Source organism: Synechocystis sp. LEGE 06083, assembly GCF_015207725.1.
Classification (GTDB): Bacteria; Cyanobacteriota; Cyanobacteriia; order Cyanobacteriales; family Microcystaceae; genus Synechocystis; species Synechocystis salina.
In genome coordinates this window covers 1-8,340 of the sequence record NZ_JADEWJ010000172.1, presented here as the reverse complement: position 1 = coordinate 8,340, position 8,340 = coordinate 1, and the positions used below count along the sequence as shown (strand labels likewise).

Here is an 8,340-nt window from a genome sequence, read left to right as displayed (position 1 = left end):
GATCTCCCCCTTGTGATAGCTTGGTAAGGCTTTGGCAATCATTGCTTTCCCCAAGCCTTTGCTTTGCTGTTCCCAAATATTAACTAGATTAAAGATTAGCCCTATGGTTGAGCTTGCGCCTTCCCCCGAAGCCATTACCGCCGCGCTGGAAATTCCCGCTGACATTAACTTTGCCCTGCCGGATCCTGCGGATGAGGAAATCCAAGAGCATGAGTTTCAGCAACAGTTAGATGATTTTTGGCAACTGTGTGAGCGCTTTGACCTCCAGACGGAAATTTGGCGGGGGCGCATTCTCCGGGCGGTGAGGGACCGGGAAAAAATTGGTGGAGATGGCCGCGGTACTGGATTTTTAAATTGGCTCAAGCAACGGGAAATTTCTAAAACCCAAGCCTATGCCCTCATTCAACTGGCCAATAGTGCCGATACCCTCATTGCCGAAGGACAACTGGACCCCGGTTCCATCAACAATTTCAGCAAACGGGCCTTTGTGGAAACAGCTAAAGCTGATCCAGAAGTGCAAAAGTTGGTCAGTGATGCGGCCCATAATGGCGACCGGATTACCCGACGGGAAGTGAAGCAGTTGGCCGATGAGTGGACTGCCATGAGTTCGGAACTGTTGCCCGATGTGCTCAAAGAAAAGGCCACCGACGGCACAGTGCCTCCCCGTCATTTGGCGCCCCTGGTGAAGGAATTGGAAAAGGTACCAGAAGGTCATTTACAAGCTCTACAGGAAGAGGCGATCGCCTCCCCCGATGTGGACACAGTTAAATATCTCACCACTTCTGCCCGCAATCTATCTAAATATCTAGATGCGGCAGCCAAGGTACAAACCCTAAAAGCTTTCCCGTTAGATATGGAACTGGCCTTAGAGGAGGCCCTGCGCTTAGATTGCCTCAACACAGCGGCGGATCTGCTCAAACAAGCCACCCAATTGGAGCAGTCTGTGGGCAAACTATTCACCACCTGGAAACGTTTAGCCACCCTATCCGATCGCCTCTATGTGGACACCGGAGCCAGTACCCCCAACCTACGTTCCCTGTTAACGGCCATTGAAGGATTAACCCAGGAAGTAATTGAAGTGCCCCTGGATGAGGATGGCAATAACACAGTACGTTTAAAAATTACTTGTTCAGACGGTCTAGCAACCACAGGGATGACAACAAACCAGTGAAGTGGGCAATGATGGTGTTGATGTTAGCCTGAATGGCTAGTAAATCGGTGGATTGCACAAAACGGTTGGGGTCAGCAGCGGAAGCAAAGGTTCCCGGCGGCACACTGAGGGCTTTGCCCAACACAATGCCACTCATGGCCGCTCCTCCGATGATGGCGGTACCCATGCCCACCAAGTTGATGATCAAGCCAATACGAATCAGCTTGAGAATATCCGCCCGACGGGGATGCTTGGTGGCTTCCGAATCTTTGAGATTGCGCCCTAAACGACGGTAACGGGTGGAAAAGAAAATGCCAAAGCCCAACAGGACAATGGAAATAAAGGCCGAAAGAATGCCCGCTTCAATGCCGGTGGTGCGATTGGGGCCACTTAAACTAAAACCGGCAAACAAAAACGTGACGACGGAAAAGGCTCCCAGGACAATCTGCACCCAAAAGCCGATGTTGCCCCAGGTGGTTAAGTCTACGGAGGCCCGCAAGGCGGCCTGGGGAATGGGATTGGCCAATTCGGTGTTGCGTCGGTTCATGGTGGGGCGTAGGCGTTAACTTGTCCGTATTTTAGCCGTTATCCGCCCTGATCGTAGCCTAGACTAATGGTGCCGGGGAGGATTATTTCCCGCCGTTGATCTATCACTACCACCAATTCCCCCTGGGGGGTGATGGATTCAATGATGCCCATACCCTGGGGTAAGCTGATTTCCCGACCCCGATGGGCAAATAATTGCAGGTAATCCGCCACAATGGCCCCAATCCCCTCGCTTTGGTAACGATGCCAGCCGAGGGTAAGCCCTGCCAGGGTAATTTCAGCTAAGTCCGTCAGATTGGTCACACTCTGGATTGATTGGGCTTTGCAAAAGGGCCCTAGGGCAATGCCAGTGGCCGGTACGGGGTTAATCCAGTTAATGCCCACTCCCACGATGGCCGCGGTAATTATGCCCCCACTGATTTTGCTTTCAGTTTTAATGCCGGCCAATTTTCTACCTTGTAACAGCAGATCATTGGGCCATTTGAGTTGTACCGGAATGCCGTGCTGAACTAGGGCGTAGGCGATGCCCCAGGCACTCCATAAAACCAAGTGGGGACTGTGGCTTATGGGTAAATGGGTGGCTAACCACAGGGATAGATACAATCCCCCCGGTGGAGACTGCCAACTCCGACCCCATTGCCCCCGACCAGCAGTTTGTTCCCTGGCGATCGCCGCTAGGGGCGGTTGATAACCCTGATGTCGTAAGTCCCACAGCAGTTGGTTGGTGGAGTCGGTACAGGCAGGGGCAATGACCCTTAACCCGGAGAGGATATCGGGGCGGGCCAGGCATAGGGGTTGGCCATGGTCTTGCTGCCAAGCTTGGTTGAGCCAATCCCCGTCCCCAACGTTGCTGATTTCTGCCATGGGAATTGGGGACTAACCCTAGGGCACCACCAGCACTGGGCAAGGGGAAAGATTAATTACCCTCGCAGTGACGCTTTCCGCCGCTCCTTCGCTGGTGAGGCCTAAACCTCGACAGCCCATCACGATTAGGTCTGCATTTACTTCATCGGCAACGTCACAAATGGTGAAAGAAGCCATGCCTTCCCGTTCAATGGTTTTGGTGGCAATGCCCTGTTGGGAGAAAACAGCCTGGGCTGCCTCCAGTAATTTGGCCACCGCTTCCGGGGAATCCATGCCGTGGGCTTCGTGGTCTTGGCCGGGGGGAGTTTTTTCCACCACCGACAACAAAACTAAATGACTTTGGTGGATTTTGACCAAATCCGCGACCATTTGGGCCGCATCCCTTGCTTCTCGGCTCCGGTCCAGGGGAAATAGAATGGTTTTGAACATAATGACACCTCCGCTATCTCCTACCAATAGCGCGATTAGGCGATCGCCAGCAATTAATCGACATCAAATTTTACAGGCACTGGCTGATCGGGTCGCCAAATTTTGCAGAATCCCAGCAACCTTATACCTAGGAAATAGGCCCTTTTTGCGCTACCAAAACCCCCATTAAACCAGCGGCAATGGGATAGTGTATAGCTTTGGCAAATCCGGCTTCTAAGGCAAGTTTGACTTGGGCAGGGCCGGTGGGAAAGCGGTCTAAACTCGGTTGCAGATAGGCGTACTCTTCAGTTAAACGCCATTGCTTGGCCATGGGCACCACCACATTGGCCAGGTACCAACGCTGAAAGCTGGCCACCAAAGCATTACTTGGTTGATGAAAGTCGAGAATAGCCACTTTTTTGCCCGGTTTGAGTACCCGTTGTAACTCCCCCAGGGCTTGGGGAATATTGCCCACGTTACGGAGGCCGTACCCCATGGTGGCCCCATCAAATTCACGATCGCCGAAGGGTAAGGCGAGGGCATCTCCTTGCAGCCATTGCATCGGCAACTGGGCGTATTTACTTTGATGTTTGCCAGCGGCGATCGCCAATAGTTCAGCACAGAAATCCAGCCCAATAACTTTTCCCTCCGTGCCCACCACCTTGGCCCCCTGGAAAGCTAAATCCCCACTACCGCAACACACATCCAACAGAAGATCACCAGGTAATACGCCACTCCATTTAACGGCCATGGCCTTCCAAATATGGTGCTGACCAAAGCTCAAAAATGTGTTGAGGTCATCGTACTGGGGAGCAATGCGGGCAAAAATTTTCTGTACATCCTGGGCCGCGGGCTGGGGTAATCGGGAAGAATTCATGGAAAAATCAGGACTGGTCAAGTTTATTTTGGTGATCGCCATCTTTTGTGAAAATTTTTGGTAAAAGCAATGATCAAATTTTATCTAGCCATAGATTGGTTTCAGTAATAAGAAAACCGCCCATTGATTACCGTGTCTCTAGGGAAAAAATTTCGTAACGGCCAATGCAATCAGAGCTTCCAGAAAGGATTATGATCTGCTCCGTGCCGTTTTTTCAATGACAATTTGCTATGTACGAAAAACTTCAGCCCCCCAGCGTTGGGTCAAAAATCACCTTTGTTGCAGGTAAGCCCGTAGTGCCCAACGATCCGATTATTCCCTACATCCGAGGGGACGGTACTGGGGTTGATATTTGGCCCGCCACCGAATTAGTCATCGATGCGGCGATCGCCAAGGCCTATGGCGGCGAGAAGAAAATTAACTGGTTTAAGGTCTATGCGGGGGACGAAGCCTGTGAACTATACGGCACCTATCAATATCTACCGGAAGATACCCTAACGGCGATTAAGGAATACGGTGTAGCAATTAAAGGGCCTTTGACTACTCCTGTGGGCGGTGGCATCCGGTCTTTAAACGTGGCCCTGAGGCAAATTTTTGACCTCTATACCTGTGTGCGCCCCTGTCGTTATTATCCCGGCACTCCCTCTCCTCATAAAACCCCGGAAAAATTGGACATCATTGTTTATCGGGAAAATACAGAGGATATTTACCTGGGCATTGAATGGGCCGAAGGCACCGAAGGAGCAAAAAAATTAATCGCTTATCTCAACGATGATCTGATTCCCGCGACTCCGGCTTTAGGCAAAAAACAAATTCGCCTTGATTCTGGCATTGGCATTAAACCCATTAGTAAAACCGGCTCCCAACGTTTAGTGCGGCGGGCCATTCTCCATGCATTGCGGTTACCGAAAGCCAAACAAATGGTGACGCTGGTCCATAAGGGCAACATTATGAAATTCACCGAAGGAGCCTTTCGGGATTGGGGCTATGAATTGGCCACCACGGAATTTCCGGCGGAATGCGTTACGGAGCGGGAATCTTGGATTTTGGGCAATAAGGAAAGTAATCCTGATTTGACCATTGAGGCCAACGCCCACATGATTGACCCCGGTTACGATACCCTCACTGAAGAGAAAAAAGCGGTAATTAAGGAAGAAGTGGAGCAGGTTTTGGACTCCATTTGGGCCTCCCACGGTAATGGCCAGTGGAAAGAAAAAGTAATGGTCAACGACCGCATTGCTGATAGCATTTTCCAACAAATTCAAACCCGCCCCGATGAGTATTCCATTCTGGCGACGATGAATTTAAACGGGGATTATCTTTCTGATGCCGCCGCCGCTGTGGTGGGAGGTTTGGGCATGGGCCCTGGAGCTAACATTGGTGATAGTGCAGCCATTTTTGAAGCAACCCACGGCACTGCCCCCAAACACGCTGGGCTAGACCGCATTAACCCCGGCTCGGTGATTCTTTCCGGCGTCATGATGCTGGAATTTATGGGCTGGCAGGAGGCCGCTGACCTCATTAAAAAAGGCATCGGCGCGGCGATCGCCAATCGGGAAGTAACCTACGATTTGGCCCGCTTAATGGAACCGAAGGTGGATAAACCATTGAAATGTTCCGAGTTTGCCCAGGCGATCGTCAGTCATTTTGATGATTAACGTTGAATAAAATCCGTTGAGTCAACCCGTCATGATTTCTGCATCTGAGTCTGCCCCATTCCCAAAACTCAGCCCCGAAGAATATTTGGCATGGGAAGAAAGGCAGTTGGAAAAGCATGAGTATTTTGACGGGGATATCTATGCCATGGGGGGCGGCAGTAAAAACCACAGTGTTATCAGTGTCCGCCTATCGACTTTATTTTGTAATCATCTTGATGACGGTGATTGCGAAATAGGTAATTCAGATTTAAAAATTCAGATTGTCAACACCCAAAACTATACCTATCCCGATGTCAGCGTCACCTGTGATCCACGGGATCGGAAGTCAACACAATTTATTACCTATCCCTGCCTGATTGTGGAAGTGTTATCCCCCAGTACTGAAGCCTATGAACGGGGTGGCAAATTTCGGCTCTATGCCCGTAATCCTATATTGCAGGACTATCTCTTGGTTAGCTCCACCAGTGTGGAAATTGATCTCTATCACAAAAATGATGACGGTGATTGGTTAATCCTCAACTATCAGGCCGGCGATCGGGTCGAACTTAAAAGCATTGGTTTAACTTTCCCTGTAAATGTTCTTTACCGGGGTCTGTCACTTTGAGTCGATTAATTTCTTTTTTGCGATCACCAACAAAGCTGGAGTTTGGGCTAATGGGGATGCAGAACGCGCTTGGGATTGGCGGAGAAAGAATAAGTAGGAGTCTAGTTGGCGATTAGCATACCAAAATGTAAAATTTACACCTAACCTCACACAATTGCCGTGAATATGTGGTAGTACCAGTACCCTACCGGGATAAGGTAATTATATTGAAAATATAATATGATCAGTAGTTAGATCAATTTTATCTTCTGGTTAAATAACACTTAAATTAATTAGTTAAAATATATGTCTTTGCATCTTTCAATATAATCTAAATATAAGATTCACAGAATTTTTAATCGCAGCACTTAATAACGCTGTTTTTAAGAATATATAAGCAAATAATTTCAGCTTACGCTCATGACATATTTATTCTTTTTTATATCTATTGGATTGGCTACTCTACTTGCTCTGGTAATTAAACAATTACAACAGCAAAAAAAGGATTATTTAATCTATCAGGAAAAAGTAAAGGAAGCAGATAGACAATTACAAGAGTCTGAAAGGAAATATGGAGGACTCATATCCAGGGAAAATACCGCCAGAGAACTGGATAAAAAAATTACTGTTTTAACAAATCAGCTCAAACAACTTGACAAGCAGGCACAAGCTGAAGAACAAGAATTATTCGTCAAAATTTCGGAACTTAGAACAAAGCTTCAAAGACTTGAAGAGCAAGAAATTGTTGAAGCTTTTGGATTTTATGAATCAAAGTACAACTTTGAAGAAGCTGATGATTATAAGCAACGCCTAGACAAAATCCGCGCACAACAAAAAGAGATGATTAAAAACAAGCAAGCTGCTGTATGTAATACAGAATGGTCGGTTGGTGGTAGTGTGAAAGAAGGCAAAAAGATGACCAATAATTTTCTCAAGTTAGTTCTTCGTGCTTTTAATGGCGAATGTGATGCTTCTGTTGCAAAAGTAAAGTATAGCAATGTACAGACAATGGAAAATCGTATCAGAAAAGCCTATGAAGATTTGAATAAACTGTCTCAGACTACACACTGTAACATTACCTCACGCTTTCTAGATCTGAAACTACAGGAACTTTGGTTAACTCACGAGTATCAAGAAAAAAAATACCAAGAGCAAGAAGAACAGCGCATTATTCGTGAACAGATGCGCGAAGAGGAAAAAGCATTGCGCGAACTCGAAAAGGCTAAACAAGACGCTGAACGAGAGGAAAGTCGTTACCAAGAAGCTCTGGAAAAGGCTCGTAGAGACATTGAATCAGCTACGGGAAAGACTCAGGAGAAACTCTTCAAGCAAATCGAAGATTTACAAAAGCGACTTGCAGAGGCTGAAGCAAATAAGAAAAGGGCTATTTCTCAAGCTCAATTGACAAAATCTGGACACGTCTACGTCATTTCAAACATCGGCTCATTTGGCGATGATGTCTATAAGATAGGTATGACACGCCGCCTTGAACCAATGGACCGTATTAAGGAATTGAGTAATGCATCTGTGCCATTTTCTTTTGATATTCACGCCATGATCTTTTGCCAAGATGCCCCCGAGCTTGAATCTAGATTACACAAGCATTTCAACAACAGAAGAATAAACAAGGAAAATGGGAGAAAGGAGTTTTTTCGAGTTTCATTAGACGAAATAGTTAGAGTAGTGCGAGAAATAGATCAAGAGCTCGAGATTTGTAAATCTGAAGTGGTCTTCACCAAGATTGCTGAAGCTAGTGAATATCGGAAAACCCTAGCTAGAGAACGCCAAGATAAAGCAGTATGAATCTAAAATTAAAAACTCTTACCGATAACCAAAATTTTTTGCTGTTTACTGATGGGAGGCACAGTCCACCCGGCTAAAGCCAGTCTTTCTGTGGGGTCTATGATGGCACCGTGGACTACCACCGTGCATTGAGGATGTTGTAGGCGATCAACAAGTTTTACTAGGGGGTCAACGGCTCACTGAGTAGCGGATCTCTGCGAGATCGCCAAAAGATCAGTCAAGCCATATTCGGTCCAATGACCATTTCAACCCTTAATTATTCTGATTAGCGACAAACTGATTGACTAAAGCAACATCAATATCTAACTCCTTGGCAATTTCGGCAATTGTCAACCCCAATTTTTTCAACAGAGGTATGGTTTCTAGTTTTGCTTCCAGCCTACCTTCTAGTTTGCCCTCCAGTTTCCCAGCAATTTTACCTTCTTCTAAAATTTCCTGATAGACAGCGGAT

General features: G+C 47.3%; 8 protein-coding genes and 1 pseudogene. 4 read left to right on the top strand and 5 right to left on the bottom strand.

What is annotated here, in order from left to right:
• The first annotated feature begins 103 nt into the window (after window positions 1-103).
• Entirely contained in the window at window positions 104-1,171 is a 1,068-nt protein-coding gene (locus IQ219_RS13125; protein WP_190598198.1) for a hypothetical protein, read from the top strand.
• Here the strand turns inward: IQ219_RS13125 and IQ219_RS13120 are convergent.
• From IQ219_RS13120 to ubiE, 4 genes are all read right to left on the bottom strand, one after another.
• On the bottom strand, window positions 1,122-1,697 hold the full coding sequence (locus tag IQ219_RS13120; protein WP_010871460.1) for a DUF3611 family protein: 576 nt from the start codon (window positions 1,695-1,697) through the stop codon (window positions 1,122-1,124). The two genes, IQ219_RS13125 and IQ219_RS13120, sit on opposite strands and share 50 nt — an antisense overlap.
• Window positions 1,698-1,735: 38 nt before the next feature.
• Complete coding sequence (locus tag IQ219_RS13115) at window positions 1,736-2,560, bottom strand: biotin--[acetyl-CoA-carboxylase] ligase (protein WP_194072900.1); 825 nt, start codon at window positions 2,558-2,560, stop codon at window positions 1,736-1,738.
• Between the two features lie 18 nt (window positions 2,561-2,578).
• Window positions 2,579-2,989, bottom strand: a complete 411-nt coding sequence (locus IQ219_RS13110; protein ID WP_190598200.1) for a universal stress protein — start codon at window positions 2,987-2,989, stop codon at window positions 2,579-2,581.
• 127 nt (window positions 2,990-3,116) lie between these two features.
• Entirely contained in the window at window positions 3,117-3,845 is a 729-nt protein-coding gene (gene ubiE, locus IQ219_RS13105) for a bifunctional demethylmenaquinone methyltransferase/2-methoxy-6-polyprenyl-1,4-benzoquinol methylase UbiE (RefSeq protein WP_194072899.1), read from the bottom strand.
• Between the two features lie 230 nt (window positions 3,846-4,075).
• Between ubiE and IQ219_RS13100 the strand changes: the two genes are divergently transcribed.
• From IQ219_RS13100 to IQ219_RS13090, 3 genes are all read left to right on the top strand, one after another.
• Window positions 4,076-5,503 carry an NADP-dependent isocitrate dehydrogenase gene (locus IQ219_RS13100; protein WP_194072898.1) on the top strand — a complete coding sequence of 476 codons (1,428 nt, stop codon included), beginning with the start codon at window positions 4,076-4,078 and terminating at the stop codon, window positions 5,501-5,503.
• Window positions 5,504-5,534: 31 nt separating this feature from the next.
• Entirely contained in the window at window positions 5,535-6,107 is a 573-nt protein-coding gene (locus IQ219_RS13095) for a Uma2 family endonuclease (protein ID WP_194072897.1), read from the top strand.
• A gap of 399 nt (window positions 6,108-6,506) precedes the next feature.
• Window positions 6,507-7,889, top strand: a complete 1,383-nt coding sequence (locus tag IQ219_RS13090; protein ID WP_194072896.1) for a DUF4041 domain-containing protein — start codon at window positions 6,507-6,509, stop codon at window positions 7,887-7,889.
• 252 nt (window positions 7,890-8,141) lie between these two features.
• On the opposite strand, the pseudogene IQ219_RS13085 reads toward IQ219_RS13090, so the two are convergent.
• A pseudogene (locus IQ219_RS13085) lies at window positions 8,142-8,340 on the bottom strand (flagellar assembly protein H); the annotation flags it as partial.

Coding starts and splice junctions, on each gene's coding strand:
- IQ219_RS13125 (WP_190598198.1), top strand. CDS start 104: ATGGTTGAGCTTGCGCCTTCCCCCGAAGCCATTACCGCCGCGCTGGAA.
- IQ219_RS13120 (WP_010871460.1), bottom strand. CDS start 1,697: ATGAACCGACGCAACACCGAATTGGCCAATCCCATTCCCCAGGCCGCC.
- IQ219_RS13115 (WP_194072900.1), bottom strand. CDS start 2,560: ATGGCAGAAATCAGCAACGTTGGGGACGGGGATTGGCTCAACCAAGCT.
- IQ219_RS13110 (WP_190598200.1), bottom strand. CDS start 2,989: ATGTTCAAAACCATTCTATTTCCCCTGGACCGGAGCCGAGAAGCAAGG.
- ubiE (WP_194072899.1), bottom strand. CDS start 3,845: ATGAATTCTTCCCGATTACCCCAGCCCGCGGCCCAGGATGTACAGAAA.
- IQ219_RS13100 (WP_194072898.1), top strand. CDS start 4,076: ATGTACGAAAAACTTCAGCCCCCCAGCGTTGGGTCAAAAATCACCTTT.
- IQ219_RS13095 (WP_194072897.1), top strand. CDS start 5,535: ATGATTTCTGCATCTGAGTCTGCCCCATTCCCAAAACTCAGCCCCGAA.
- IQ219_RS13090 (WP_194072896.1), top strand. CDS start 6,507: ATGACATATTTATTCTTTTTTATATCTATTGGATTGGCTACTCTACTT.